The sequence below is a fragment of the Streptomyces sp. NPDC002680 genome (assembly GCF_042889145.1).
GTDB classification, from domain to species: domain Bacteria; phylum Actinomycetota; class Actinomycetes; order Streptomycetales; family Streptomycetaceae; genus Streptomyces; species Streptomyces adonidis.
Map to the genome: position 1 here is coordinate 510,794 of NZ_JBIAQP010000001.1, position 25,544 is coordinate 536,337.

Annotated in this window: 23 protein-coding genes and 1 pseudogene; 17 read left to right on the top strand and 7 right to left on the bottom strand. The window is 71.2% G+C overall.

All coding sequences use genetic code 11. The features are described from left to right. Positions 1–7 precede the first annotated feature (7 nt). Positions 8–517: a DinB family protein gene (locus ACFYXF_RS02195; RefSeq protein ID WP_389347182.1), complete on the top strand. Its 510-nt coding sequence runs from the start codon at positions 8–10 to the stop codon at positions 515–517. Here the strand turns inward: ACFYXF_RS02195 and ACFYXF_RS02200 are convergent. Together ACFYXF_RS02200 and ACFYXF_RS02205 are read right to left on the bottom strand one after the other, a co-directional pair. Further along, a complete protein-coding gene (locus ACFYXF_RS02200) occupies positions 505–1,569 on the bottom strand; it encodes an adenosine deaminase (protein ID WP_389347184.1) in 1,065 nt (354 codons plus the stop codon). The genes ACFYXF_RS02195 and ACFYXF_RS02200 overlap by 13 nt on opposite strands. A gap of 56 nt (positions 1,570–1,625) precedes the next feature. After that, entirely contained in the window at positions 1,626–2,021 is a 396-nt protein-coding gene (locus tag ACFYXF_RS02205; RefSeq protein ID WP_389347186.1) for a VOC family protein, read from the bottom strand. Positions 2,022–2,241: 220 nt separating this feature from the next. Between ACFYXF_RS02205 and ACFYXF_RS02210 the strand changes: the two genes are divergently transcribed. Both ACFYXF_RS02210 and ACFYXF_RS02215 read left to right on the top strand, forming a co-directional pair. Continuing rightward, positions 2,242–3,159, top strand: a complete 918-nt coding sequence (locus ACFYXF_RS02210; protein WP_389347188.1) for a phosphatase PAP2 family protein — start codon at positions 2,242–2,244, stop codon at positions 3,157–3,159. Continuing rightward, the gene (locus ACFYXF_RS02215; protein WP_389347191.1) at positions 3,095–3,802 is read left to right on the top strand and encodes a dienelactone hydrolase family protein; all 708 of its coding nucleotides are present in this window, start codon (positions 3,095–3,097) and stop codon (positions 3,800–3,802) included. Before ACFYXF_RS02210 ends, ACFYXF_RS02215 begins: the two co-directional genes overlap by 65 nt. A 93-nt stretch (positions 3,803–3,895) precedes the next feature. Here ACFYXF_RS02215 and ACFYXF_RS02220 read toward each other — a convergent pair. Beyond that, positions 3,896–4,843 (bottom strand): annotated as a pseudogene (locus tag ACFYXF_RS02220) (hydrolase); the annotation flags it as partial. Between the two features lie 208 nt (positions 4,844–5,051). Then, on the bottom strand, positions 5,052–5,951 hold the full coding sequence (locus ACFYXF_RS02225; RefSeq protein WP_389347193.1) for an aldo/keto reductase: 900 nt from the start codon (positions 5,949–5,951) through the stop codon (positions 5,052–5,054). Positions 5,952–6,222: 271 nt separating this feature from the next. On the opposite strand from ACFYXF_RS02225, the gene ACFYXF_RS02230 reads away from it, so the two are divergent. After that, the gene (locus tag ACFYXF_RS02230) at positions 6,223–7,956 is read left to right on the top strand and encodes a GAF domain-containing protein (RefSeq protein WP_389347196.1); all 1,734 of its coding nucleotides are present in this window, start codon (positions 6,223–6,225) and stop codon (positions 7,954–7,956) included. On the opposite strand, the gene ACFYXF_RS02235 is transcribed toward ACFYXF_RS02230, so the two are convergent. Both ACFYXF_RS02235 and ACFYXF_RS02240 read right to left on the bottom strand, forming a co-directional pair. Further along, positions 7,942–8,937 carry an Acg family FMN-binding oxidoreductase gene (locus ACFYXF_RS02235; RefSeq protein ID WP_389347198.1) on the bottom strand — a complete coding sequence of 332 codons (996 nt, stop codon included), beginning with the start codon at positions 8,935–8,937 and terminating at the stop codon, positions 7,942–7,944. The genes ACFYXF_RS02230 and ACFYXF_RS02235 overlap by 15 nt on opposite strands. 134 nt (positions 8,938–9,071) lie before the next feature. Further along, positions 9,072–9,773, bottom strand: coding sequence for a response regulator (locus tag ACFYXF_RS02240; RefSeq protein ID WP_389347200.1), 702 nt, complete (start codon positions 9,771–9,773; stop codon positions 9,072–9,074). 200 nt (positions 9,774–9,973) lie between these two features. Between ACFYXF_RS02240 and ACFYXF_RS02245 the strand changes: the two genes are divergently transcribed. From ACFYXF_RS02245 to ACFYXF_RS02275, 7 genes are all read left to right on the top strand, one after another. Then, on the top strand, positions 9,974–10,858 hold the full coding sequence (locus ACFYXF_RS02245) for a universal stress protein (RefSeq protein ID WP_389348449.1): 885 nt from the start codon (positions 9,974–9,976) through the stop codon (positions 10,856–10,858). A gap of 51 nt (positions 10,859–10,909) precedes the next feature. Then, positions 10,910–11,794: a universal stress protein gene (locus ACFYXF_RS02250; protein WP_389347202.1), complete on the top strand. Its 885-nt coding sequence runs from the start codon at positions 10,910–10,912 to the stop codon at positions 11,792–11,794. Positions 11,795–11,847: 53 nt separating this feature from the next. After that, positions 11,848–12,474 carry a hypothetical protein gene (locus tag ACFYXF_RS02255; RefSeq protein ID WP_389347204.1) on the top strand — a complete coding sequence of 209 codons (627 nt, stop codon included), beginning with the start codon at positions 11,848–11,850 and terminating at the stop codon, positions 12,472–12,474. A 153-nt stretch (positions 12,475–12,627) separates the two neighbouring features. Continuing rightward, complete coding sequence (locus ACFYXF_RS02260; protein WP_389347206.1) at positions 12,628–13,533, top strand: universal stress protein; 906 nt, start codon at positions 12,628–12,630, stop codon at positions 13,531–13,533. A gap of 24 nt (positions 13,534–13,557) precedes the next feature. Next, positions 13,558–14,580, top strand: coding sequence for a zinc-dependent alcohol dehydrogenase (locus tag ACFYXF_RS02265; protein ID WP_389347208.1), 1,023 nt, complete (start codon positions 13,558–13,560; stop codon positions 14,578–14,580). A 5-nt stretch (positions 14,581–14,585) separates the two neighbouring features. Then, positions 14,586–15,467 carry a universal stress protein gene (locus tag ACFYXF_RS02270; RefSeq protein ID WP_389347210.1) on the top strand — a complete coding sequence of 294 codons (882 nt, stop codon included), beginning with the start codon at positions 14,586–14,588 and terminating at the stop codon, positions 15,465–15,467. A gap of 130 nt (positions 15,468–15,597) precedes the next feature. Beyond that, positions 15,598–17,979: a phosphoketolase gene (locus ACFYXF_RS02275; RefSeq protein ID WP_389347212.1), complete on the top strand. Its 2,382-nt coding sequence runs from the start codon at positions 15,598–15,600 to the stop codon at positions 17,977–17,979. Positions 17,980–18,032: 53 nt separating this feature from the next. Here the strand turns inward: ACFYXF_RS02275 and ACFYXF_RS02280 are convergent, their stop codons facing one another. Further along, complete coding sequence (locus ACFYXF_RS02280) at positions 18,033–19,403, bottom strand: phospholipase (RefSeq protein WP_389347214.1); 1,371 nt, start codon at positions 19,401–19,403, stop codon at positions 18,033–18,035. Between the two features lie 185 nt (positions 19,404–19,588). Here ACFYXF_RS02280 and ACFYXF_RS02285 point away from each other — a divergent pair, with 185 nt between their 5' ends. From ACFYXF_RS02285 to ACFYXF_RS02310, 6 genes are all read left to right on the top strand, one after another. Next, positions 19,589–20,755 (top strand): acyl-CoA dehydrogenase family protein, encoded by a 1,167-nt coding sequence (locus tag ACFYXF_RS02285; protein WP_389347216.1) that lies wholly within the window; start codon positions 19,589–19,591, stop codon positions 20,753–20,755. A gap of 21 nt (positions 20,756–20,776) precedes the next feature. Then, positions 20,777–21,544: an SDR family oxidoreductase gene (locus ACFYXF_RS02290; protein ID WP_389347218.1), complete on the top strand. Its 768-nt coding sequence runs from the start codon at positions 20,777–20,779 to the stop codon at positions 21,542–21,544. A gap of 90 nt (positions 21,545–21,634) precedes the next feature. Beyond that, the gene (locus tag ACFYXF_RS02295) at positions 21,635–22,405 is read left to right on the top strand and encodes a FadR/GntR family transcriptional regulator (RefSeq protein ID WP_389347220.1); all 771 of its coding nucleotides are present in this window, start codon (positions 21,635–21,637) and stop codon (positions 22,403–22,405) included. 172 nt (positions 22,406–22,577) lie between these two features. Further along, the gene (locus ACFYXF_RS02300) at positions 22,578–23,372 is read left to right on the top strand and encodes an enoyl-CoA hydratase/isomerase family protein (RefSeq protein ID WP_389347222.1); all 795 of its coding nucleotides are present in this window, start codon (positions 22,578–22,580) and stop codon (positions 23,370–23,372) included. Between the two features lie 6 nt (positions 23,373–23,378). Further along, complete coding sequence (locus tag ACFYXF_RS02305; protein ID WP_389347224.1) at positions 23,379–24,365, top strand: acyl-CoA dehydrogenase family protein; 987 nt, start codon at positions 23,379–23,381, stop codon at positions 24,363–24,365. Beyond that, positions 24,362–25,525, top strand: a complete 1,164-nt coding sequence (locus ACFYXF_RS02310; protein ID WP_389347226.1) for an acyl-CoA dehydrogenase family protein — start codon at positions 24,362–24,364, stop codon at positions 25,523–25,525. Before ACFYXF_RS02305 ends, ACFYXF_RS02310 begins: the two co-directional genes overlap by 4 nt. Positions 25,526–25,544: the final 19 nt, after the last annotated feature.

Sequence of the window (25,544 nt, forward strand, 5' to 3'; positions counted from 1 at the left end):
GGACCCCATGCATGCACAGGACATCCTCATCGACGCGTACACCCGCATCCAGGAAGAAGTCCACGCCGCCGTCGAGGGCCTGGGCCCCGACGACCTCAACCATCGCCCCGGCCCCGACGCCAACTCCATCGCCTGGCTGATCTGGCACCTCACCCGGGTCCAGGACGACCATGTGGCCGGTGCCTTCGGTCTCGACCAGGTGTGGCTTACCCAGGACTGGGAGAAGCGGTTCGACCTCGGCCTGAAGCCCCGCGACATCGGGTACGGCCACACCTCGGCGCAGGTCGCCAAGGTGCGGGTCGACTCCCCCGAGCTGCTGACCGGCTACTACGACGCCGTGCACGCCCAGACCCTGGCATCCCTGCACGGTCTGACCTCCGGGGACCTGGAGCACATCGTCGACGAGAACTGGGACCCGCCGGTCACGCTCGGCGTACGGCTCGTCAGTGTCCTGGCCGACGATCTTCAGCACGTCGGCCAGGCCGCCTATCTGCGGGGACTGATTCAGAGCGCGTAGCCGGGGAGCACCACGTCCTCGATGAGGGCGTTGCGCTCGTCGAACGGGATGAACGCGCTCTTGACCGCGTTGACGGTGACCGTGCGCAGATCCTCGACCGTCCAGCCGGCCTCCTCGACCAGCAGGGACATCTCGCGGGTCATCGTCGTGCCGGAGACCAGCCGGTTGTCGGTGTTGAGGGTGACGCGGAAGCCCAGGTCCTTCAGGGCCGTGATGGGGTGCTCGGCGATCGAGGTGGCCGCGCCGGTCTGGAGGTTCGAGGTCGGGCACATCTCCAGGGCGATCCGGCGGTCGCGCACCCAGCCCGCGAGGCGGCCGAGCTTGCCGTCGACGATGTCCTCGGTGATCCGGACGCCGTGGCCGATGCGCTGGGCGCCGCAGACCTGGAGTGCTTGGTGGATGCTGGGCAGTCCGTGGGCCTCACCGGCGTGGATGGTGAACGGCACGCTCTCGCCGCGCAGGTGTTCGAAGGCGGCGAGGTGGTCGGCAGGCGGGAAGCCGTCCTCGGCACCCGCGATGTCGAAACCGACGACACCGGCGTCCCGGAAGGCCACGGCCAGGTCGGCGGCCTCCCGCACACGGTCGAACATGCGCATCCCGCACAGCAGCGTTCCGACCCGCACCGGGGTACCCGCGGCGGCGGCCTTCGCCATACCGGCCGCCAGGCCCTCCTGGACGGTCTCGACGACCTCGGGGAGGGTCAGGCCGCCGTTCACGTTCAGCTCGGGGGCGTAGCGCACCTCGGCGTAGACGACGCCGTCCTCGGCGAGGTCGAGCACGTATTCCTCGGCGGTACGCAGCAGGCCCTCGCGGGTCTGCATCACGGCGAGGGTGTGCTCGAAGGTGGCTATGTAGCGCACCAGGTCACCGGAGTTGGCGGCCTCGTAGTACCAGGCGGCCAGCTCGTCCGGGTCGGTGGTGGGCAGGGTGTGGCCGACCTCGGCGGCCAGCTCGACCAGGGTGGCGGGGCGCAGGCCTCCGTCGAGGTGGTCGTGCAGCACGGCCTTGGGGAGGCGGCGGAGGGTGTCGGTGTCGACGTGGGACGCGGTCATGTGCGGTGTTCCTCGGCAGGTGGTGGTGCGGTGGGGTGGGGCGGTGTCGCTGCGGGTCAGTCGCGGGCCGGCTGGAGGAGGTCCCAGCGGTTGCCGTACAGGTCCTGGAAGACGGCGACCGAGCCGTACGGTTCGTGGCGCGGCTCCTCCAGGAAGGTCACGCCTGCGGCGCTCATCCGGGCGTGGTCGCGGGTGAAGTCGTCGGTGTGCAGGAAGAAGCCCACGCGTCCGCCGGTCTGGTCGCCGATGCGGGCGCGTTGGTCCTCGTCCTTGGCCCGGGCGAGCAGCAGGCCGGTGCCCGACCCTGCGCTGCCGGGCTCGACGACCACCCAGCGGGAGCCGTCGGGGCGCGGGGTGTCCTCGGCGACCCGGAAACCGAGGGCGTCGGTGTAGAAGCGGATCGCCTCGTCGTAGTCGTCCACGACGAGGGTGACAAGTGCGATGCGTCTCATCGGCTCTCCTCGGCCTCTCGGGGCGGGCGGGGTGCGGGCGCGGGTCCGGGGGCAGGCGCGGGTGCACCCGACTGTCCGGCTGACCTGCGGATCACGTGCGGTTGACGGGTGAGGTTATACGTAACACCCAGGGTGTGTCATCTCCGCACCCGCACGAGTGATCTCGTCCGCGTCCGTGACGTTCCGGGAACGATCGCCGGGGCGTGATCGTCGAGCAGATGTGAACCGTGAGCAGGCTGTCGCAAGGGCGGGCTCCCCAGCACTGGGGAGCCTGGTCGCGTTTGTGCTGCTCGCGCTGCTCGCCGTCACGGTCATGGTCCAGGGCGGCGGCACGCTGTTCGGCGACCGGTATCTGCTGGAGTGGTCGCTCGCGCACCGCCCGGAGGCCGTCGTCACCCTCGCCCGGATGGTGACCCACACCGGGTCGGGCTTCGTTCCGTACGCCCTGGTCGCCCTCGCCGGTTACCTGCTCGGCCGGAGCCCGCGGCAGCGGATCCTGGCGGCCGCCGCCTGTCTGGTCTGTCTGGTCGCCGCACAGGCGGTGCGGTTCTCGGTAATGACGCTGCTTTCCCGGCCCCGGCCCGCCATGACGCACTGGGCGACGGACGCCGGCCACTGGTCGTTCCCCTCCGGCCACACCACCACATCGGCCGTCACCGCCGGACTGCTCGTCCTGGCCGTGTGGATACGGGCCCCGCGCGGGCGGTACGCGATCGCCGCAGCGGTCGGCTGCTGGGGCGTGCTGGTCGGGCTGACCCGGGTCTATCTGGGCGTCCACTGGTTCTCGGACGTCGTCGGCGGCTGGTTGTTCGCCGCGTGGTGGCTGGGTCTGGCGGCGTACGCGGTGACGCGCTTCGCACCGGACGCGTGCGCGGAGGTGTTGCGCGGCGACGGGACCGGGGTGCGCGGGGTGCTGCGTGACGACGGGACCGGAGTGCGCGGGGCGCTGCTGCCCGCGATACCGGGGCCGGGATCAGGAGCCGAACCCACGCGTGGCAAGGTGGAGATCGCGTCGGAGTCCGACGGCTGCGGCGCACCCCCACCGAGCGCTGCCCTTCCAGGAGTTGAGTGCCATGTCCGAGCTGCCGAAGCCGACCGGATACCCGTCCCGCCAGAACGTGACGTTTCCCAGCGCTGACACCACCGCGCACGGCTATCTGGCGCTGCCGCCGTCCGGCAGCGGGCCCGGTGTCATCGTCATCCAGGAGTGGTGGGGCCTCAACGACCACATAGCGGACGTCACCGACCGGCTCGCGCAGGAGGGCTTCGTCGCCCTCGCTCCCGACCTCTACGGCGGCAATGTGGCGCACGAGAGCGAGGAGGCGCTGCGCATGCTGCGGGCCCTGCCGGTGCCGAAGGGCGTCGAACTCCTCACCGGCGCGGTCGACTACCTGCTGGCCCGGCCCGAGGTCACCTCGGAAACGGTCGGTTCGGTCGGTTTCTGCATGGGCGGCGGCTTCGTGCTCTACCAGGCAGCGGCCGACCCGCGCGTCAGCGCCGCGGTGCCGTTCTACGGTGTGATCCAGGGCGAGCTGCCCGACTTCTCCGGTCTGAAGGCCGAGGTGCTGGGCCACTACGGCGAACTCGACGCGAGCATCCCGGTGGAGAGCCTGGACCCGCTGCGCGAGGCCATCAAGGAGCAGGCGGGTATCACCGCGGATCTGCGCGTCTACCCGGCGGACCACGCCTTCTTCAACGACTCCCGCCCGGTGTACGACGCGGAGTCGGCGGCGCGGGCGTGGGAGAGCACGGTGCCGTTCCTGCGGGAGCGGGTGCGCTGAGCGCTGGCTCCCGGACGGCGATGGGCGGGCCCGGGGTGTTCCCGGACCCGCCCCCTGTTACTGGTCTGTCGCGTGTACTGGTCTGTCGGGTCAGCCGCTCGCGCCCGCGAGCCAGGCCGTGGCGTTGAGGGCGAGTGGGGCGTTGGTGGCGCCGGTGTCGTTCCAGCCGTCGTACAGCGTGTTGCCGGACTGGCCGGTGCCGTCGTCGATCGGGGAGCTGTCGCCCCAGAAGGCGATCCGGCCACTGCCGTAGGTGCTGGTCAGGAAGAACGCGCCGGTGTTGCCGGAGTAACCGGAGCGATAGAGCAGGCCCTTGACGGAGGAGTTGTCGGAGGGCGTGAGGGTGGCCGTCGTACCGCTGGCGATGAGGCTCTTGGTGACCGTGCCGAAGCTGCCGTGCAGGACGGGGTTCGTGCTGTCGCTGATCGCGGCCGGGTAGCCGGAGCTGATGCTCTTCGCGTCGATGGAGAAGCCGAACGGGTCGTCGGAGTCGACGCTGTTGTTGGTCATCAGGTCGTTGAGGATCTCGACCGCGTCCTCGCCGTCGTTGTTGCGGTCGGCCCCGGTGTGGTCGGAGATCATGAAGAGGCCGCCGCCGTTCTGGACGAACTTCATGATGGCGGTCTTCTCGGCGGTGGTGAACAGCGTGTTGGGCTCGGGCAGTACGAGGGTGTCGAAGTTCGACAGGTCGGTCGCCGTGGAGCCGCCGTAGGCGAGGCTGGAGCCCGAGGGCAGCGTCTTCAGGCTGTAGTCGCCGGTCTGCTGGAGGGCGACACCCCAGGAGGAGAGCGCGCCGGTCCAGTCGGTCTCGTCGGAGGGGGCGGAGTCCTGGGAGAGCGGGTTGGGCTGGCTGGTGGAGATGATCCAGTCGGCGTTGCCTGCCGTCTCGGCGTGAGCGTTGTCGAAGAGGACGCGGTGGGTGGTGGCCGCGTGGGCGGTGGTCGCGGTGGCGGTGGCCTGGACAGCGACGCCGGTGGCGATCAGACCGAGCACGGCGAGGGCCGAGGCGAGTCTGTGCCGGGTCCCGGTGATGGCGTACATCTGGCGTTCCTCCATGGGTGGGGGGATGTGGGGGAAGGCGGTGCGGGTACCGAATCTGCGCGCGTAGACCGGGCGTTGGAGTCCGCCCGGTGCACACAAGGCAGGACCGTACCGACAAGATCCACGCTGCCGGGAGGCCCGGCCGGGGTTTCACGTAAAGCTCTTACACACGAGTAACCACCGGCCGGGAAGGGGGGTTTGGGGGCGATTACGGGCGATGTGAGGCGTCGAGTCGGGCCAACTCGTCCTCCGTCAGCCGCAGTCCGCCCGCCGCCACGTTGTCCACGACGTGCTCCGGGTCGCCCGTGCCCGGGATGGCGAGCACATGCGCCCCCTGGTGCAGGCTCCACGCGATCCTGACCTGGGCGGGGCTCACGCCGTGCGCGCGGGCGACGCCGAGCACCGCGTCGTCGTGGGTGTCGGTGGCGCCCCGGGGTCCCCCACCGCCCGCGACGGCGAAGAAGGGCACGAAGGCGATGCCGAACTCTCCGCACAGCCGCAGGAGTTCGTCGCCCTCGGGGTCGGGCAGGTCCAGCGCGAACCGGTTCTGCACGCACACCACCGGGGCGATCGCCCGCGCCTCGGCAAGGTGTCGGGGCTCGACCCCGGAGATCCCGAGGTGACGGATCAGGCCGGCCTCGCGCAGTTCGGCGAGCGCGCCGAAGTGCTCGGCGATGGAGTCCTGCCGTGTCCGCCGCAGGTTGACCACGTCGAGGTGGTCGCGCCCGAGCTGACGCAGGTTCTCCTCGACGTGTCCGCGCAGTTGGTCGGGGCGGGCGGAGGTGCCCCACTCCCCCGAGTAGTCGCGGTACGGGCCGACCTTGGTGACGATGACGAGATCGTCCGGGTACGGCGCCAGCGCGCTGTTGATCAGTTCGTTGGCGGAGCGCAGGGCGGAGAAGTAGAAGGCGGCGGTGTCGATGTGGTTGACGCCGAGTTCGACGGCCTTCCGCAGCACGGCCAGCGACCGTTCGCGATCGCTGGGCGTGCCGAGATGGAAGGCCGCGCTGCCGGTGAGCCGCATGGCTCCGAACCCGAGCCGGTTGACGGTGAGATCGCCGAGTTTCCAGGTGCCCGCGGCGTCCGCGGTGATCGTCTGCGAGGTCATTCGGCGGAGTCTCGCACGCGCCCCTGGCTCCTGGCCGATGTCGACGGTAAGGAGTCGGTAGGGGGTGACCGGATCTGGTGATCGGCTCGGGTCGTGCGGGGCGGGAACCGGGTCCGCCAAGTTGCTGGCGAGCAAGGCATGTTGGGCTGGTCCGGCCTCAGGGCCGGAGCGGCCGGCGATGTCGCCGGCAGGCCCCCAGCCAGTACGGTTGGGAGCGGAGGGCTGCCGGTTGCGCCGCACTCCTGTCTGCGCGAGTCGGCCGGAGGAAGCAATGAGCGGGGAAGGAACCGGAGGCTCCGGGCAGCATGTGCCCAAGCTGCGGCTGGACGAACTGCTCGACGAGTTGCAGTCACGGATCGACGCGGCTCGCGGGACGCAGGACCGGGTGCACAGCCTGCTGGAGGCGGTGCTGTCCATCGGGCGCGAGCTGGATCTGCCGCAGGTGCTGCGCCGCATCGTCGAGGCCGCCGTCGTGCTGGTGGACGCCGAGTACGGGGCGCTGGGTGTGATCGGCGACGACAGCCGGCTGTCCGAGTTCCTGACCGTGGGCATCGGCGAGGAGCGGCGCGCGGAGATCGGTGACCTGCCCAGCGGCCACGGCCTCCTCGGCGAGCTGATCCGGCATCCCTCACCGCTGCGGCTGCCGGAACTGTCGGATCACCCGTCCTCGTACGGCTTCCCGGCCCATCACCCGCCGATGCGCTCCTTCCTGGGGGTGCCCATCCGGGTGCGCGACAGGGTGTTCGGGAACATCTACCTCACCGAGAAGCGCGGTGCCGAGGAGTTCGAGGCCGAGGACGAGGCCGTGCTGTCCACACTCGCCGTGGCGGCCGGCGTGGCGATCGAGAACGCGCGGCTGTACGAGGAGACCCGGCTGCGTGAACGCTGGATGCGGGCGAGTGCGGAGGTCACGAGCACGCTGCTGTCGGGCGCTCCCAGTGCCGAGGTGCTGGAGCTGATCGTCGAGCAGGCCCGGGAGATCGCCTCGGCCGACGTCGGGATGATCGCGGAGTACGTGTCCGGGGCGGAGGAGCTGCGGCCGGTGCTCGCGGTCGGGGCGGACGCGGAGCGGCGCAGCGGGCTGGTCTTCCCGGCCCAGGAGGGGTTCGTCGCCGCCGTCCTCACCACGGCGGAGCCGGTGGTCAGCGCCGATATCCAGCAGGACGCCCGCACCGGCGAGCGGGAGTCGCAGTGGGCCGGGCTCGGCCCCGTGGTCGTGGTGCCGCTCGGGGCCGGCGGCAAGGCCCGCGGGGTGTTGCTGCTGGGGCGTCTGGCCGGCCGTACACCGTTCTCCGACGACGACACCGGGCCGTTGCTCGGCTTCGCCGGCCAGGCGGCGCTCGCGCTGGAACTCGCCGAGCGGCGCCGGGAGGCGGAGCAGATCGCGCTGCTTCAGGACCGTGACCGGATCGCGCGCGATCTCCACGACCTGGCGATCCAGCGGCTCTTCGCGGCCGGTATGACCCTGCAGAGCACCCAGCGCTTCGTGGACCACCCCGAGGCCGTGGAACGGCTGTCGCGCACGGTCGACGACCTGGACGACACCATCAAGATCATTCGGTCCACCATCTTCGGGCTGCGTACACGGGGCGGTGGGGCCAAGGAGGACAGCGGTCTGCGTGCTCGGGTGTCCGAGGCCGTGAAGGCCTCCGCCACCTCGCTCGGCTTCGCTCCCGCACTGCGGATCGAGGGTCTTGTCGACACCGATGTCCCCGGCGACGTCGCGGACCATGCGCTCGCGGTGCTCGGGGAGGCGCTCAGCAACGCGGCCCGGCACTCCGGGGCGCGTTCGGTGGACGTCCATCTGCGATGCGCCGGTGGAGAGTTGGCGCTGACGGTACGGGACGACGGCTGCGGAGTGCCCGACGGGGTCGCGCGCAGCGGACTGAAGAACCTCGAGGAACGAGCCCGTGGGCTCGGTGGCGCGCTGACGCTCGGTGAACGACCGGGCGGCGGCGGTACCCAGCTGGTGTGGCGCGTGCCGACGGGCTCAGCGGGCGGCTGAGGAGCCACCGTCACCGAGCGTCTGCCGAGCTGGGCGACGCGGGGAGGAGGGTCCCTCCGGGCCGTATCCCAGGCGGACCACCATCTGTGCGTGACCGCGCCGGTCGCTCGGCGGCGGTACGAGCTGTTCGCGCAGGTCCGGCCATTCCAGCGCCTGGTGCAGCAGGGACGCCCGCACACCGTGGGCGGTGGCTTCGAGCAGGACCCGTTCGAGTGCCTGGCCTGCGCGCAGCCAGTCGGTCCGCCGGTCGTGTGCGGTGGAGAGTACGGCGATCGTCGGCCGTTTCTCGAACGGGCGGGCCGCCGGCAGGGCAGGGTGCCGTTGGGCGCCGAAGTCACGCATCGGTACCTGTTCCCGGAAGTCCCGCGGTCCCAGCGTCTTCGGCGGCATGCCGAGGGCTTCGGGGTTCGGCTCGCGCACCCAGCGGCGGCTTTCCGTGGCCCTGTCGGGGTCGGCGGTGTTGCGGTGCTCCGCCTCCCTGATGATCCGCAGCAGGCGGTCGGTCTCGCTCGGCGAGGGACGGTCCAGCCGAGCGCCCTCGGTGTGGGCGGCCTCGGCGAGTTCGGTGAGCACGGCAGCGGGCAACGGCCGCTCCGAGAAGGGGAAGCGGCTGCTGTGCCTGCGCCACAGGGCGTCGTACAGGCGCGGGGGCGAGGAGGTCCTGACGGGGCCGCCGAGTCGTACGGTGGCGAGCAGGTCCGGCTGGTCGGGCCTGGCCAGGAGGCGGGTCACCGGTTCCCAGCCGAAGTGCGCCACCGCCACCCGCAGGTTGAGGAGCGCGCAGCCGACGGAGAGGTGCAGGGCGCGCCCGGTCGGGTCGGTGTGGCGCAGCCCGCGGTCCGCGGCGGCGCGGATCTCCAGCGTGACGGTGGCCGGGTCGAGCCGGAAGCGCCAGGGCTGGGTGTTGTGGATCGAGGGGGCGGCCACGGCCGCGGAGACGAGCGTCTCCAGGGTCGGGACGTCGAGAGTCGCAGACCTCATGGGGGAACTCCTCACCGCCCTGAGCCGATGACTCGGCCGGGCTCTTCGGCGACCGCTCCCAGCGTGCGGTCGCCGGGAGGGGCGGGAGGAGGGGCCGTACGGCCTTCTGCGGCGCCGGACGGCCCGTATACGCGTCACCTCGCGGGGCGCTCACCGGACTCGGGCTGTTCGAGGTTGGAGGCGAGAACCGCGGCCTGCACACGGCGCTGGACGCCCAGCTTGGCCAGCAGACGGGAGATGTGGTTCTTGACGGTCTTCTCGGAGAGGTAGAGCCTTTTGCCGATCTCACGGTTGGTCAGCCCGTCCCCGATGAGGGCGAGGATGTCGCGTTCGCGCGGCGACAGACTCGCCAGTTCGGGAGCGACTGCCGGTGCGTCGGCGGGGTCCGCCCGCAGGGAGGCCATCAGGCGGGCGGTGGTCGCGGCGTCGAGCATGGACTGCCCGGAGGCGACGGTACGCACCGCCGAGACGAGGTCGGACCCCTTGATCTGTTTCAGCACATAGCCCGAGGCACCGGCCATGATCGCGTCGAGCAGGGCCTCCTCGTCGTCGAACGAGGTCAGCATGAGAACGGCCAGCTCCGGCATCTGGCTGCGCAGTTCACGGCAGACGGTGATCCCGTCGCCGTCGGGCAGACGTACGTCCAGGACGGCGACGTCCGGGCGCAGGGCCGGTCCGCGCACGAGCGCGTGTTCGACGTTCTCGGCGTCGCCGACCACGGAGATGTCCGGTTCCGCGTCCAGGAGGTCGGACAGGCCTCGTCGTACGACCTCGTGGTCGTCCAGCAGGAAGACCCTGATCGGGTTCTGCTCCGTGAAGGTGCGTGCCTCGGTCATGACGACCCCCTGGTCCCCGGCGGCTGACGGACTGCCGGCTGTCCGTGAGGACGATCATCACGCGCCGGGACCGGATGCACCAGGGCCGACCGGCCCCACTCGGGCCCACGATGTGCCCTGTACGGCCCCTGGGCGCAGGGGTGTTCGTGGACGAGGCTCGGTGGGAGACCGGGCAGGCCCGGACACAGGAGGTGCCCACCATGGTTCGGCACGTCATCACGGGAGTCGACGGATCCCCCGAGAGCCTCGCCGCCGCGCACTGGGCGGCCCGGGAAGCGCTGCGCCGCGGCGCCTCGCTGTACCTCGTACACGCATGGCAGCGGCATCCGCGCCCCGCACCCTCCGTCCCCGCGGACCGGACCGGGCACGAGTGGGCCGAACAGATCCTGGACCGGGCGGCGGGCAGCATCCGGGCCGCGCACCCCGGGCTGCGGGTCGTCGAGCGACTGGTGTCCGGCTCCGCGGCAGCCGCCCTTCTCACGGCGGCCCGGGACACGGAGCTGCTGGTGCTCGGGTCACGCGGTCTCGGCCCCGTCGCGGGATTCATGGTCGGCTCGGTGTCCCAGCGGGTCGTCGCCGGGTCCTCCCGCCCCCTGGTGCTCGTCCGGGCGGGCGGGAGCGCCGCCGCCGAGCACTTCTCCGCCCTGGACGGCGTCTCGCCCGAGGAGGTACCCGAGACCCCGTATCGCGATGTCGTCCTCGGCCTGGACACCCGGCGCCCCTGCGACGAACCGATCGAGTTCGCCTTCGAGTCCGCTCGGCGCCGCGGCGCCACCCTGCACGTGGTCCACGCCTTCGGTACCCCACGAGGTCCGGTGTCCGGGCCGGAGCTGCTCGCGGCGCGGGAACGCGCCGTGGTCGCGACGCTGCTCCCGTGGTGCGAGAAGTTCCCGGGGGTCTCCGTGGTCGAGACGGTCTCCGAAGGACGGGCCGCCACCGCACTGGTGGGCGCGGCAGCCGGAGCCTCCCTCGTTGTCGTGGGGCGCCGGACACGGGGCCGTCGGCCCGGCCCGCACATCGGCGCCGTCACTCACGCGGTGCTGCACCACGTCGGCTGCCCCGTGGCCGTCGTCCCGCACGACTGAACCGGCGCCGTGACGGTGCTTCAGCGTCAACGGCCCAGGGAGGAAAGAGTCATGACCACGCGTCACGTCATCGTCGGGGTGGACGGCTCCGTCATCGCCGTACGGGCACTGGACCTGGCCGCCGACGAGGCGGCCCTGCACGCCACCGCTCTGGAGATCGTGTATGCCGTGCCCGACCTCGACGAGGCCGGCCCGGTGCTGGCGTCCGCCGCCTCGCGGGTCGGCCACCGTCATCCGCGCCTGCCGGTCGTCACCGTCCCCGTCGAGGGACACTCGGCGGCCGTGCTCGCGGAACGCGGACGAGGGGCCGCGCTGACCGTCGTCGGCTGTCGGAGCCTCGGCGGGTTCGCCGGCACGCTGTTCGGCTCGGTGAGCCGGCGCCTGGCCGCGCACGCCCACGGCCCGCTGCTCGTCGTACGGGGCGACTCTCCGCCCCACCTGCACAACGAGGTGCTGCTCGTCCTCGACGCCGAGAACGACGCGGACACGGCTGTGTACGCCATCCAGGAAGCGGAACTCCGCAACGCCGGACTGCGGATCCTCCGGTCCTCGGCGCATCGGTACCTGGCCCCACCACCGGTCGCGCACCGCCGGAGCGGGGGGATCACGTGGCACCTCCCGGACGGCGACGTGCTGGTCGAACCGCGCGAGCGGCATCCCCTCGTCGACCTGGAGACCGAGGGCGCCGCCCCCTCCTCGACGCGGACGCTGCTGGAGGCCACGCGCACGGCCGACCTCGTCGTGGTCGGATGCCGACCTGACCTGGGTGGCCGTGGACGCCAACTCGGTTTCGTGGCCCGTACGTTGATGCACCGGGCGCACTGCCCGGTGCTGATCGTTCCCGGTGGCCCGACAGGCCCTGCGACAGGGGCCGTTCAGCCCCACGGTCACGGACCTTCGGCATCCGGCGGAGCCCGCCCCGGGCGAGAAGAGTGAGTCGTGTCGGACAACGACAGGACCAGCGCCGAGTCCCCGAAGGGATCACCACCATGGCCGTGCACCAGCCCTCTCACCGAAGCCCGGGGTTCCACCTGCCGTCGTACCGCGGGAACGGGACCGTCGCCGCCGAGCCGGCCGTGTCGGCACGCACCGGCACGCACACCGCGCGGGCCCACGCCTTCGCGTCACTGCGCCTGCTCACCGGGTTCGTCTTCCTGTGGGCCTTCCTCGACAAGACCTTCGGGTTCGGCTACGCCACGCCCTCCGGCAGGGGCTGGGTCGACGGCGGCTCGCCGACCGAGGGCTTCCTCGGCTCCGTCGCCGCCGGGCCGATGGAGTCCACCTTCCACTCCTGGGCCGGTGCCACCTGGGCGAACTGGCTGTTCATGGCCGGTCTGCTGGGCATCGGGCTGGCTCTGGTCGGCGGCTTCGCGCTACGGCTCGCGGCCGTCGCGGGCACCGCGATGATGACGCTGATGTGGATCGCCGAGTGGCCGCCCGCCCAGCACCTCTCCGACGGGTCGCCGAGCATGTCGCCGAACCCGTTCGTCGACTACCACCTGATCTACGCGGTCGCCCTGATCGCCCTCGCGCTGGCCTCCGCCGGCGACACCTGGGGCATCGGGAAGCTCTGGGCCAGGCTGCCGCTCGTGCGCACCAACAGCTGGCTGCGCTGACCGCGGGGGACGCGGCGTGCCTCCTTCGCGGGGGACGCCGCGCCACGGGTACATAGGGCCGATCGGCCCCCTGCCGGGTACCTGTGGCCCCTGCACGACGACTCCGTTCGACACAACGCTGGAATCGGAACCCCGATTCAGGAGGTGGAGACCATGCCCCGCACCGTCACCGTGGGCCTCGACGGCTCGCCCGAGAGCCGGGCCGCCGCAGAATGGGCGGCCCGCGAGGCCGAGTTGCGCGACCTGCCGCTGAAGATCGTCCACGTCCGGGAGCCCGTACCGGTGCCCATGGCGCAGGCACCGCTTCTCGGTGCCGAGACGCAGCAGCACTGGAGCGAGCGCGTCCCGCGCGAGTCCGCCGAGGGCCTCCGGCTGCGGCACCCCGGTGTCGAGATCACCGCCGAGCACCTCTCCGGGCGGCCCGCCGACGTGCTGTCCGGCGTGGCGAAGGATGCCGCACTGCTCGTCCTGGGCTCCCGCGGACTGAGCGGGCTCGGCGGTTTCCTGGTGGGCTCGGTCGGCCAGGCCGTCGTGGCGCGCGCCGAGCGGCCCGTGGTCCTGGTCCGCGCCGGCGAACAGGCCGCGGACGAGCACCTGATGGACCCGGCGGGCATCCCGTCCGCCGCGGCCCCGTTCCGGCCCGTGGTCCTGGGTCTGGCCACCGACGACCCCGACCCCGCGGTCGTCGAGTTCGCCTTCGAGGCGGCCAGCCACCGCGCCACCTCCCTGCGGGTCGTCCACGGCTGGAACCCGCCGCCGTACTACGCCTACGGCCTCTCCCCCGACCTCGAACTCCACGACGCGCTGGCCGCGCAGCAGGCCACCGCCGTCACCGACGTCCTGCGCCCGTGGCGGCAGAAGTTCCCCGCCGTCGAGGTCACCGAGGAGTCCCTGTACGGAACGGCCGCCCTCCACCTGGCGGACGCCTCCCGCGAGGCCTCCCTGGTCGTCGTGGGCCGGCACATCCGCCGCAGCCCGCTCGGCGCCCACATCGGCCCCGTCACGCACGCCGTGCTGCACCACTCCGCCGCCCCCGTCGCCGTCGTCGCACACGGCTGACCTGCCCCGAGGAGCCCAGAAACCATGAAGGCAGCAGTCGTACGAGCCTTCGGCGAGCCCCTGGTCATCGAGGAGCGCCCCGATCCCGAGCCCGGCCCCGGTCAGGTCCGGGTCCGTGTCGAGGCCTCCGGGCTGTGCCACACCGACATCCACGCCGCCCACGGAGACTGGCCGGTGAGGCCGAAGCCTCCGTTCGTCCCCGGCCACGAGGGCGTCGGTCTCGTCGAGAAACTCGGCGACGGCGTCACCCACCTCGCCCTCGGGCAGCGGGTCGCCGTGCCCTGGCTGGGGAGGACCTGCGGGCGGTGCGAGCACTGTCTGTCCGGCTGGGAGACGCTGTGCGAGCAGCAGATCAACACCGGGTACGGCTGCGACGGCGGATACGCCGAGAAGATGCTCGCCTGGGCGGACTTCGCCCAGCCGGTGCCCGACGGGATCAGCGCCTTCGAGGCCGCCCCGCTGACCTGCGCCGGCGTCACGACGTACAAGGCGCTCAAGGTCGCGGAGGTCAGGCCCGCGCAGCTCGTGGCCATCTCGGGCATCGGCGGGCTCGGGCATCTGGCCGTGCAGTACGCGAAGATCGCCGGGGCGACCGTCGCCGCGATCGACGTCACCGACGAGAAGCTCGAACTCGCCGCGGAACTCGGCGCCGACCTAGTCATCGACGCCCGCAAGGACGACCCGGGCGAGGTGCTCCGGCGGCACGGCGGCGCCCATGCGGCCATCGCGCTCGCCGTGAACGAGCAGGCCTTCGCCGCCGTCAACTCCGGGCTGCGGCGCGGCGGAAAGCTCGTCATGGTGGCCCTGCCCGCGCACGGCACGATCCAGGTCCCGATCTTCGACACCGTTCTGAACGGCACCTCCGTCATCGGCTCCATCGTCGGTACCAGGCAGGATCTGGCCGAGGTCTTCCAGCTGCACGCGGCCGGCCGCACCCGGGTCAGTTACGAGACCCGGCCGCTCGCGAGCGTCAACGAGTCCATCGACGACGTGCTGCGCGGCCAGGTCAAGGGCCGGATCGTCTTCGATCTCGCCGCAGGACGGTGAGGACGGTGGAGCTTCCTGTCGTGGTGGGCGTCGACGGTTCCGAGCCCAGCCTGCGCGCCGTCGACTGGGCGGCGGACGAGGCCGCCCTGCGCGGGGTGCCACTGCGGCTCGTGTACGCCTCACTCTGGGAGCGCTACGAGGGCGCGGCACTCGCCCAGGACCTCGGCAGGTCCTCGGAACAGGTGCTGGCCGACAAGGTCGTCGACGCCGGCGCGAAGCGGGCGCACCGCCGCGAAGCGGATCTCAAGATCTCCGCCGAGGTGCTGCCCGACGATGTGGTGAGCGCACTGCTGCGCGAGGGACGCAACGCTTCCGCGCTGGTCCTGGGCTCACGCGGCCGCAGCGGCATCGCCGAGCTGTTGCTCGGCTCGGTGAGCCTCGCGGTCGCGGCCCGGTCCGACTGCCCGGTGATCGTGCTGCGCGGAAGCCACGACGAACGTGCCAGGCCCGGGATCGATCAGCGCATCGTGCTGGGCGTCGGCGAGGAAGCGGAGAGCGCGGCGGCCGTGAGCTTCGCCTTCCAGGAGGCGGCGGACCGGTACGCCGGTCTGCAGGCTGTACGAGCCTGGAGGTGGCCCGCGCACGAGACCACCGACTACCCGCTGATGACCGGGGAACCCGCGCGTCACCACGAGCAGCGGGCCACGGAGATTCTGGACGTCGCACTGCGCGACGCCGTGCGGGACCATCCCTCCGTGCAGGTACTTCGGCAAACAGTCGAGGGACCTGCCCGCAAGGTGCTGGTGGACGCCTCGGCCACCGCCGACCTGCTCGTTGTCGGAGCCCGGCGCCGGAAAGGACACCTCGGGCTCCAGCTCGGCAGGGTCGCGCACGCGGTTCTGCACCACTCCGCCTGCCCGGTCGCAGTCGTACCGCAGCTGGCGTGAGCGGCTCAGCGGCTCGCCGCGCGGTCGGGGGTGTGGCGCTTGTCCATCGCCGACTCCTTTCCGGCCCGTGCCGACTCCTCCGCTCGACGACGCTTCTCGACGACGCACCTCGATGACTTACGGAGGCACCATGCCCAAGGTCGAACACCAGGACAGCACCGCACTGACCGACAAGGAGCTGCGCACCCTGGACGCCCACTGGCGGGCCGCCAACTACCTTGCCGTGGGCCAGATCTACCTGCTGGCCAACCCGCTGCTCACCGAGCCCCTGACGCCCGCGCACATCAAACCCCGGCTGCTCGGCCACTGGGGCACCTCGCCCGGCCTCAACCTCGTGTACACACACCTCAACCGCGTGATCAAGGCGCGTGGTCTCGACGCGCTGTGTGTATGGGGGCCGGGGCACGGCGGGCCGGCCGTGCTCGCGGGCTCCTGGCTGGAGGGCAGCTACAGCGATACCTACCCGGACGTCCCGCGCGACGCGGCCGGCATGGACCGGCTCTTCCGGCAGTTCTCCTTCCCCGGCGGAGTCCCCAGCCATGTCGCGCCCGAGACGCCGGGGTCGATCCACGAGGGCGGGGAACTCGGCTACTCGCTCGCGCACGCCTACGGCGCCGCCTTTGACAACCCGGGCCTGCTCGTCGCCTGTGTCATCGGCGACGGCGAGGCGGAGACCGGCCCGCTGGCCGCGTCCTGGCACTCCAACAAGTTCCTCGACCCGGTGCACGACGGGGCGGTCCTGCCGATCCTGCACCTCAACGGCTACAAGATCGCCAACCCGACCGTGCTGTCCCGCATCCCGGAGGCCGAACTCGACGAGCTGCTGCGCGGATACGGCCACGAGCCGATCCACGTCACCAGCGACGACCCGCGCCAGGTGCACCGCGCCATGGCCGAGGCCTTCGACCAGGCCCTGGACCGCATCGCTCTGCCGCAGAGCACGGCCCGCGAGGACGGTGTGGCCGAACGGGTGCACTGGCCCATGATCGTGCTGCGCACCCCGAAGGGCTGGACGGGACCCGGCGAGGTCGACGGCGAGCCGGTCGAGGGCACGTGGCGCGCGCACCAGGTCCCGCTGTCCGGCGTACGCGAGAACCCGGATCACCTGCGGCAGTTGGAGACCTGGCTGCGTTCGTACCGTCCCGAGGAACTCTTCGACGCCGAGGGGCGGCCTGCAGCCGACGTCCTGGCCTGCGTCCCCGAGGGCGCCCGCCGTCTCGGCGCCACCCCGCACGCCAACGGCGGTCTGCTCGTACGGGACCTGCCGATCCCGTCCCTGGACCGCTTCGCCGTCCCCGTCGACAAACCGGGCGTCACCTCGCACGAGCCGACCCGGGTCCTCGGTGACCTCCTCGCACAGGTCATGGAGGACACGTCGGCCCGCCGCGACTTCCGGCTCGTCGGCCCCGACGAGACCGCCTCCAACCGGCTGGGAGCCGTCTTCGAGGCCAGCGGCAAGGCCTGGCAGGCTCAGACCCTTCAGGTGGACGAGCACCTGGACCGGCACGGCCGGGTCATGGAGATCCTCTCCGAACACCTCTGCCAGGGCTGGCTGGAGGGCTACCTCCTCACCGGCAGGCACGGGTTGTTCTCCTGCTACGAGGCCTTCGTCCACATCGTCGACTCGATGGTCAACCAGCACATCAAGTGGCTGAAGACATCAAGGGAGTTGCCGTGGCGGGCCCCCATCGCCTCCCTCAACTACCTGCTGACGTCGCACGTGTGGCGCCAGGACCACAACGGCTTCTCCCACCAGGACCCCGGCTTCGTCGACCATGTCCTCAACAAGAGCCCCGAGGTCGTACGCGTCTACCTGCCGCCGGACGCCAACACCCTGCTCTCCGTGGCGGACCACGCCCTGCGCAGCCGCGACTACGTGAACGTCATCGTGGCGGGCAAGCAGCCCTGCTTCGACTGGCTGTCGATGGACCAGGCCCGTGCCCACTGTGCGCGCGGCGCCGGGATCTGGGACTGGGCCGGGACGGAGAACGGCGGCGAGCCCGATGTGGTGCTGGCCTGCGCGGGCGACGTACCGACACTGGAGATCCTGGCCGCCTCCGCCCTGCTCAGGAGCCATCTGCCGGAGCTGGCCGTGCGAGTCGTCAACGTCGTCGACATGACCCGGCTGCTGCCGCGCGAGGAACACCCGCACGGCATGGGCGACTTCGAGTACGACGGCCTGTTCACCACGGACAAGCCGGTCGTCTTCGCCTACCACGGCTACCCCTGGCTGATCCACCGTCTCGCCTACCGCCGCACCGGCCACGCCAACCTCCACGTGCGCGGCTACAAGGAGATGGGCACCACCACGACCCCCTTCGACATGGTCGTCCGCAACGACATGGACCGCTACCGCCTGGTCATGGACGTCATCGACCGCGTCCCCGGCCTCGGCGTCCGCGCCGCCGCCGTACGCCAGCAGATGGCCGACGCCCGCACCCGCCACCACGCGTGGATCCGCGTACACGGCACCGACCTGCCCGAGGTCACGGACTGGACCTGGACCGCCTGAACTCCCTTCTTTCGCACAGGCGGACAGGTCGCATCCACCACAGCCGCGAACGACTACGGATACACGTAGGTGTTCAGCGTGGCCACCGCCGAGGCGGGGTTGCCCAGGTTGTAGTGGTCCACGGCAAGGAAGTTGGGCTTCTTGCGGGCGGCCGGCTGGCAGAAGCGCTGGGCGCGGTCGGCGAGTTTGGTGTTGTCGGTCGTCGTCGTGGAGGTGATCGCCGCATCCCGGAAGTGGTTCATGACGAAGAGGGGCTTGAAGGCGCCCTGGGTGAGGGTGAGCGGGGTGTTGGAGTCGGCGCCGTACCAGCGGCTGTAGCAGGACCAGTCGGAGGCGCCGAGGCCGCCGCCCATGGACCAGTAGTTCTCCACGGTCCATTCGCGCTGGTACATCACGCCGAAGGTGTCCCGGGTCAGGCCGGCGGTCTGGTCGGCGGAGCGGCTGTGGTCGGTGAAGATCAGCAGCCGGTCGTTGGCGGCGATCAGGTCGGCGACCTTCGGCCAGCCGTTCTGGCGTACGCCGGTCTGGTCTGGGCGGTAGAGGACGTCCGACAGGCCGCTGACGCGGGCGAGTTCGCTGCGCAGGACGCCCGGGTCGACGTAGTCCTCCAGGAAGACGGTGACTACCTGGGTGGGGTTCTGCTTGAGGAAGTCGACCATCCGCTGGAGGTCCACCCAGAGCGCGACCGGGCTACTGACGAGGGTGCAGCTGTTGTGGCAGAGGATCGCGCCGTCGGAGGTCTGGTGGATGTCCAGCATGAACCCCCGTACACCGTCGGTGAGTTGCTGGTTGATTCCGCGTGTCTGGTTCGGGACGAGGTTGACGAAGGGCGGGGCGAAGCCGCCGTCGACGCCGTTGGCGTAGGCGTTGTGCGCGGTGAGGAACGTGACCTGGTCCAGGGTCCGTTGGTCCGCCGACGGCATCGGCGAGACGGTGGGGGTTACCGGGGTGAGGTACCAGGCCGCGAGGCTTCCCGCGCCGCCGATGGCCAGCTGATCGGGGTAGTTGACGCCGGACGGCTTGGCTGCGACCGTCAAGTAGCGGGTGGTTCCAGGGGCCTTGAGGGTGTACTGGTCGGTACCGGACGGAGTGATCTCCCAGGGCGCGTCCGCACTCGTACAGGCGACGGTCCTGGCCAGGTCGCCGGAGCGGCCGAGGCAGCTGCCCGCGGTGTCGGTGCTCTCCAGGAGGTACGAGGTGCCGCTCGCGCGCAGCGTCCACTGCTGGCGGTCCTCGTTGCCCTTGGGCCGGTGCTGCTCGACGGCTCCGGCGTCGTCGGCGGCGTTGAGTCCGGTGGTGGCGCTCTGGACGTAGTAGGCGCCGGCGGCCGGTACGGGGGCGGCCAGGGCGGGCGGTGCCGGTGTGGCAACTGCCGCTGCCAGGGCGGCAGTTGCGGTGAGCAGTGCGGTGCGGGGGGTTGGCATTGACGAGGCCCTTCGTGAACTCGGAGGCTCGACGACTCGGTCGGCAGGGGCATGACATCACGAAGGTCCGTACAAAGTCAGCACACCCGGCACACGCGCAACCCAACCTTCAGCCGCCGTCTATTACTTCGGTCTGACCTTTGGTATGTTTCGACGCCACCGAGGCTGCGGGAGGCGTTCGAACTGTGGATTTCGAGCTGACCGAGGACCAGGAAACGATCCGCAAGGCCGTCGCCGGACTTCTGCGCGACTTCGACGACCACTACTGGATGGAGAAGGACCGGGACCACGAGTTCCCGGCCGAGTTCTACGACGCCGTCGCGGGCGGCGGCTGGCTGGGGCTGACGATCCCCGAGGAGTACGGCGGCCATGGCCTCGGGATCACCGAGGCCACGCTGCTGCTGGAAGAGGTCGCGCGCTCCGGCGGCGGGATGAACGCGGCCAGCGCCATCCATCTGTCGATCTTCGGGATGCATCCCGTCGTGGTGCACGGTTCCGAGGAACTGAAGCGCCGGACGCTCCCCCGTATCGCCACCGGTGACCTGCACGTCTGCTTCGGCGTGACCGAGCCGGGGGCCGGTCTGGACACGACGAGCATCACGACGTACGCGCGCCGGAACGGCGACCACTATGTGGTGAACGGCCGCAAGGTGTGGATCTCCAAGGCGATGGAGTCGGAGAAGATCCTGCTGCTGACGCGCACGGCGAAGATCGGCGAGGTCGCGAAGAAGACCGACGGGATGACCCTCTTCCTCACCGATCTCGACCGCGCCCACGTCGACATCCGCCCGATCCCGAAGATGGGCCGCAACGCCGTCACCTCGAACGAGTTGTTCATCGACGATCTGCGGGTGCCCGTCGAGGACCGGGTCGGCGAGGAGGGCCAGGGGTTCCGGTATCTCCTCGACGGACTCAATCCGGAGCGGATGCTGATCGCCGCCGAGGCGCTGGGCATCGGGCGGGTCGCGCTCGACAAGGCCGTCCAGTACGGGAAGGAACGGGTCGTGTTCGACCGGCCCATCGGCATGAACCAGGGGGTGCAGTTCCCGCTCGCGGACTCGCTGGCCCGGCTGGACGCGGCCGAGCTGGTGCTGCGCAAGGCGACCTGGCTGTACGACCACGGCCGGCCGTGCGGGCGCGAGGCCAACACCGCCAAGTACCTGTGCGCGGACGCCGGGTTCACAGCGGCGGACCGGGCGCTGCAGACGCACGGCGGGATGGGCTACTCCGAGGAGTACCACGTGGCCCGCTACTTCCGTGAGGCGCGGCTGATGCGGATCGCGCCGATCAGCCAGGAGATGATCCTCAACTATCTCGGCTCGCATGTGCTGGGCCTGCCAAGGAGTTACTAGTCGGATGACGAGGAGTCAGGCATGAGCGTCAACAGCGGGTTGTTCGATCTCACCGGCCGCTCCGCGCTGGTCACCGGAGCGGCGGGCGGAATCGGTTCGGCCGTCGCGCAGGCGCTCGCCCGCGCCGGTGCCGCCGTGCTGGTAACGGACGTGGACGGGGACGCGGCTGCCGCCGTCGCCGGCAAGATCTCCGCCGCCGGGCTGACGGCGGACAGTGCCGCTCTCGACGTACGGGACCGGGTTGCCGCCGATGCGGCGGCGGCTCAGGCGGCCCAACTGGCGGGCGGGACACTGCACATCGTCGTCAACAACGCGGGAGTCACCGCGCCCGCCATGTTCGACAAGCTGGAGGAGGACTCCTTCCGGCGGATCGTCGACATCCATCTGATGGGGACCTTCCACTGCTCGCAGGCGGCGCTGCCCTTCCTCCCGGAGGACGGCAGGGGGCGGATCATCAACGTCACGTCGTCGGCCGGTCTCGTCGGGACGCTCGGGCAGGTGAACTACTCCGCCGCGAAGGCGGGCATCATCGGGTTCACGAAGTCGCTGGCGCGTGAACTGGCGCGCCGGCAGATCCTGGTGAACGCGCTGGCGCCGCTCGCCGCGACGCCGATGACGGAGACGATCCGTACCAACGAGAAGTTCGCGGCCCCGATGCTCGCGCGCATCCCGCTCGGCCGCTGGGCGGCGCCCGAGGAGATCGCGGGTTCCTTCGTCTTCCTCGCCTCGGACGCCGCCTCCTTCATCACCGGGCAGGTGCTGCCGGTGGACGGGGGCCTGGTGATGTGACGGGCGGGCCGAGATGTCATGTGACAGGCCGCACGGGTCCGTATTGAATGGTCCGGCCGAAGTAGAGCCACCGACGAGAGGCCTGAACCCGTGCAGAGCGCCGGACATTCCGCCAGTGACCCGCGCTTCGACGTGGTGAGAGTGCCCAAGGCGTCGGACGTGCTGGCCGCCGAGGTGCGCGAGCGGATCCTCTCCGGCGAGTTCATCGAGGGCATGGCGCTGCCGCCGGAGCGTCAGCTGGTCGACCAGACGGGGCTGAGCCGGGCGACGGTGCGCGAGGCGCTGCGCATCCTCGAAGTCGAGCGACTGGTACGGATCAGGCCGGGGCGCGGCGGCGGGGCCTTTGTCCACCGGCCGGGCCATGAGTCGGTGGCGAACACGGTACGGCTGGTCATCCGGGGCCAGCAGATCCGGCTTGAGGCGCTGCACGAGACGCGCGAGGCGATCGAGCCGACGTGCGCCGCGCTGGCCGCGAAACGGCGTACGTCGGCCGACCTCGCCGAACTCGACGCGGCGCACGCCGAGTTGGTGGCGGCCGACGACGACATCCCGCGCTTCCTGCGGGCCAACGTCCGCTGGCACACGGCGGTGGCGAAGGCCGGCGACAACGAGCTGCTGATCGGCTTCATGACCGCGCTCTCCCAGTCGATCTACGCCGCCACGGACATCGACCAGTTCATGGACGCGGAGATCCGCGAGGTAACCGCCCGCGCCCACGCCCGGATCACCGAGGCGATCCGATCGCAGGACGGGCCCGCTGCGATGCGGCGAATGACCCGGCATGTGTGCGGGTTCGCCCGGGCGGCGGCCGAGGTGGACCAGCGGCAGCGGGTGGAGCTGCCCGAGGCGGACAGCGACTGACATCGGTTCGTCCACGAGGTGGGAGCGGTCTCACCCCTCCCCAGCCGACCCCCACCCATGCGAGAATGTGATTTCCATTCAGCGTGAACAACACTCTTCACTTTCGGTCTGACCTTTACTAGCATCCGAGGTCGACCGACCAGTGGCACCAGTGGCAAGGGAGAGGGTGCGCATGGGCGAGGCCGGTTCCGTCCTGACCGTGACCGCCGACGGCGATGTCCGGGTCGTCACCCTGAACAGGCCCGACAGGCTCAACGGGGTCTCGGAGGAGCTGCACCGCCGACTCGCCGAGATCTGGCGGGAGTTGGCCGACGACGCCAAGGCACGGGCCGTGGTCCTCACCGGCGCGGGCCGGGCGTTCAGCGCGGGCGGTGACTTCGACCATCTGCGCCGCCACCACACCGACGCAGAGCTTCGGGAGCGGTCGATCCGTCTCGACCGGACGATCCAGACGGAGATGATCCGCTTCCCGCTGCCCGTCGTCGCGGCGGTCAACGGCCCTGCGGTGGGCCTGGGTTGCAGCCTGGCGCTGGGCTGCGATCTGGTGCTGATGGCCGACGACGCCTATCTCGCGGACCCGCACATCTCGGTGGGCCTGGTGGCCGGCGACGGCGGTGTGACCCTCTGGCCGCTGCTCACGAGTCTGCTCCGGGTGAAGGAGTACCTCTTCACCGGGGACCGGATTCCCGCCGAGACGGCGGTCCAACTCGGCCTGGCCAACCGGGTCGTGGCGTCCGCCGACCTCCACCAGGAGGCGCTGGCGCTGGCCCACCGGCTGGCGGCGCAGCCCCCGGAGGCGCTGCGCGCCACAAAGGCGGCGCTGGCCGCCGTGGTGGAACAGGCGACCCGGGGCGGTATGGAGGCGGCGCTGATGGCGGAGCGGGCCACGATGACCAGCCCGGACCACATCCGCATCATCGACGAACTGGCGTCGCGGGCGGAACGCCGGTCCAAGGGCGGGGGGTGACAGCCCGTGGAGACCGAGGAGTTCATGCTCGTCCGCGACCTGTTCCGGTCGTTCGCCGCCCGGTTCCGCGTGGGTTCCGCCGACGACGTCAAGCCCTCGGCCGGTGCCGCCGCACAGGAGGCGCTGGCCGAGTTGGGCCTCGGCGAACTCCGCCGGTCCACTCCCCCGGCCGCCACCGTGCAGGAGTGCGCGCTGCTCGCCGAGGAGCACGGCAGCCTGCCGCTGCCCACATCGCTCCTCGGTACGGTCCTGCTCGCCCCGGAGCTGCTCCGCCTGCTGGGGGAACCCGCGGCGCCGGGCAGGACCCCGACGATCGGCCTCGCCCGCGACCTCCGCTTCCCCGCCGCGAGTCCCTCCCCGCTCGTCGCGTGGGACAGCGAGGGCGCGGACGAGGCACTGTGCGTGTACCCCGACGGGACGGTGACCGCGGCCGGGCTGGGGCGGGCGGCGCCGAGCGTGGACCTGCTGCGCACGATCCGTACGGCTGGGCCTCGGGAGCGCGTGGTCGGACGGCTCGATCCGGCCGGACACCGGCACTGGCAGGCGTACGCGCTGATCGTCGTGGCCTCCGAACTCGTGGGCGCGGCACGGTCGTTCGTCGGGCAGAGCGTGGAGTACGCGCGGGAGCGCAGCCAGTACGGGCGGCCGATCGGGGCGTTCCAGGCCGTGCAGCATCTGCTCGCGGACGCGACCGTGCTCGTGGAGGCCTGCGCGAGCGCGACCCGGTACGCAGCCTGGTGTCTCGACCACGAGTCGCCGGACCGGGCACTGGCCGCCGCGCGGGTCGCGAAGGCCGAGGTGAACAGGTCGGCGCTGGAGGCGGTGTACGCCGGGATGCAGGTGTTCGGCGGGATCGCGCAGACGTGGGAGCACATCGCGCACCTGTATCTGCGCAAGGTCCGCGTGGGCGCGACGGTGCTGGCCACGACGACGGATCTGCTGACGATCCTGGCCGAACCGGAGCCGGCGACCGAACCGGGGGCGGCACGATGAGCGACACCCCGCTGGACTTCGGCGACCCGGCCGACCTGAACCGGCTCCGCACCGAGTTCCGCACCTGGCTGGCCGAACACCCGCTCCCCGAGCAGCACTTGGACGAACCGGTCCCCGTGTTCCTGTTGCGCTGGCACCGGCTCCTGCACTCCGGTGGCTGGGTCGGTCTCGATGTGCCGGAGCGGTACGGCGGTCGCGGTCTGACGGCACTTCACCAGGTTGCGATCAGCGATGAGTTGGGGGCCTGCCGGACACCCGGTGTTCCCCGGATCGGCTATCTCGCCCACGCGCTACTGGAGTTCGCCTCCGAGGAGCAGCAACTGCGCATGCTGCCGAGGATGCTGGCGGGCGACGACGTCTGGTGCCAGGGGTTCAGCGAGCCCGGCGCGGGCTCGGACCTCGCCGGGATGAGCACCTTCGCGGAACGCCGGGGCGACCACTACATCGTCCGGGGCCAGAAGCTCTGGACCAGTTACGCCCAGTACTCCGACCTGTGTCTGCTCCTGGCCCGCACGGACCGCGCGGGCTCACCGCACCGCTCGATCACGGCGTTCGCGCTCCCTCTCGACCGCGCGGGCGTGACCGTACGGCCGCTGCGGGCCGCCAACGGGGACGACGAGTTCTGCGAGTTGTTCCTCGACGACGTCCGCATCGAGGACTCCGAGCGGGTCGGCGCCGAGGGCGACGGCTGGCCGCTGGCGATGACGACGGTGTCGTACGAGCGCAACGCCCTGGACACCGGCCATCTGTCGAAGTACGGCCTGCTCGTCGAACGTCTGCGGTCCACCGCCCAGGAGCGGGCCGGCACGCTCCCGGACGGGCTGCGCTCCGAGATCGGGCAGTGCTACGTGGACTACGAGGTCCTGGTGGCGCATGCCCGGCGCCGGACCGCCGAACGCCTGAGCGGGCAGGCCGCCGGCCCCGAGTCGTCCATCGACAAGCTCCTGATGACGAGGGCCGAGCAACGTCTGTACGAGACGGCGCTCAAGGTGTTTCCGCAGGAGCTGGCCGAGGACGGTGGCGAGATCTTCGGCGAATATCTCTATTCCAGGGCCGCCTCGGTGTACGGCGGCACCTCCCAGATCCAGCGGAACATCATCGCGAAACGGGTCCTGCGTCTTTCTTCGTCCGGCCAGTCCGGCCAGTCCGGCCAGTCCTGAGCCCTGGAGCCCCTGGAGC

Excerpts from the sequence above, each read along its gene's own strand:
- ACFYXF_RS02215 (WP_389347191.1), top strand. The coding sequence starts at position 3,095 with ATGTCCGAGCTGCCGAAGCCGACCGGATACCCGTCCCGCCAGAACGTG.
- ACFYXF_RS02265 (WP_389347208.1), top strand. The coding sequence starts at position 13,558 with ATGAAGGCAGCAGTCGTACGAGCCTTCGGCGAGCCCCTGGTCATCGAG.
- ACFYXF_RS02275 (WP_389347212.1), top strand. The coding sequence starts at position 15,598 with ATGCCCAAGGTCGAACACCAGGACAGCACCGCACTGACCGACAAGGAG.
- ACFYXF_RS02230 (WP_389347196.1), top strand. The coding sequence starts at position 6,223 with ATGAGCGGGGAAGGAACCGGAGGCTCCGGGCAGCATGTGCCCAAGCTG.
- ACFYXF_RS02260 (WP_389347206.1), top strand. The coding sequence starts at position 12,628 with ATGCCCCGCACCGTCACCGTGGGCCTCGACGGCTCGCCCGAGAGCCGG.
- ACFYXF_RS02250 (WP_389347202.1), top strand. The coding sequence starts at position 10,910 with ATGACCACGCGTCACGTCATCGTCGGGGTGGACGGCTCCGTCATCGCC.
- ACFYXF_RS02255 (WP_389347204.1), top strand. The coding sequence starts at position 11,848 with ATGGCCGTGCACCAGCCCTCTCACCGAAGCCCGGGGTTCCACCTGCCG.
- ACFYXF_RS02245 (WP_389348449.1), top strand. The coding sequence starts at position 9,974 with ATGGTTCGGCACGTCATCACGGGAGTCGACGGATCCCCCGAGAGCCTC.
- ACFYXF_RS02205 (WP_389347186.1), bottom strand. The coding sequence starts at position 2,021 with ATGAGACGCATCGCACTTGTCACCCTCGTCGTGGACGACTACGACGAG.
- ACFYXF_RS02300 (WP_389347222.1), top strand. The coding sequence starts at position 22,578 with ATGGGCGAGGCCGGTTCCGTCCTGACCGTGACCGCCGACGGCGATGTC.
- ACFYXF_RS02290 (WP_389347218.1), top strand. The coding sequence starts at position 20,777 with ATGAGCGTCAACAGCGGGTTGTTCGATCTCACCGGCCGCTCCGCGCTG.
- ACFYXF_RS02235 (WP_389347198.1), bottom strand. The coding sequence starts at position 8,937 with ATGAGGTCTGCGACTCTCGACGTCCCGACCCTGGAGACGCTCGTCTCC.
- ACFYXF_RS02225 (WP_389347193.1), bottom strand. The coding sequence starts at position 5,951 with ATGACCTCGCAGACGATCACCGCGGACGCCGCGGGCACCTGGAAACTC.
- ACFYXF_RS02280 (WP_389347214.1), bottom strand. The coding sequence starts at position 19,403 with ATGCCAACCCCCCGCACCGCACTGCTCACCGCAACTGCCGCCCTGGCA.
- ACFYXF_RS02200 (WP_389347184.1), bottom strand. The coding sequence starts at position 1,569 with ATGACCGCGTCCCACGTCGACACCGACACCCTCCGCCGCCTCCCCAAG.
- ACFYXF_RS02195 (WP_389347182.1), top strand. The coding sequence starts at position 8 with ATGCATGCACAGGACATCCTCATCGACGCGTACACCCGCATCCAGGAA.
- ACFYXF_RS02240 (WP_389347200.1), bottom strand. The coding sequence starts at position 9,773 with ATGACCGAGGCACGCACCTTCACGGAGCAGAACCCGATCAGGGTCTTC.
- ACFYXF_RS02310 (WP_389347226.1), top strand. The coding sequence starts at position 24,362 with ATGAGCGACACCCCGCTGGACTTCGGCGACCCGGCCGACCTGAACCGG.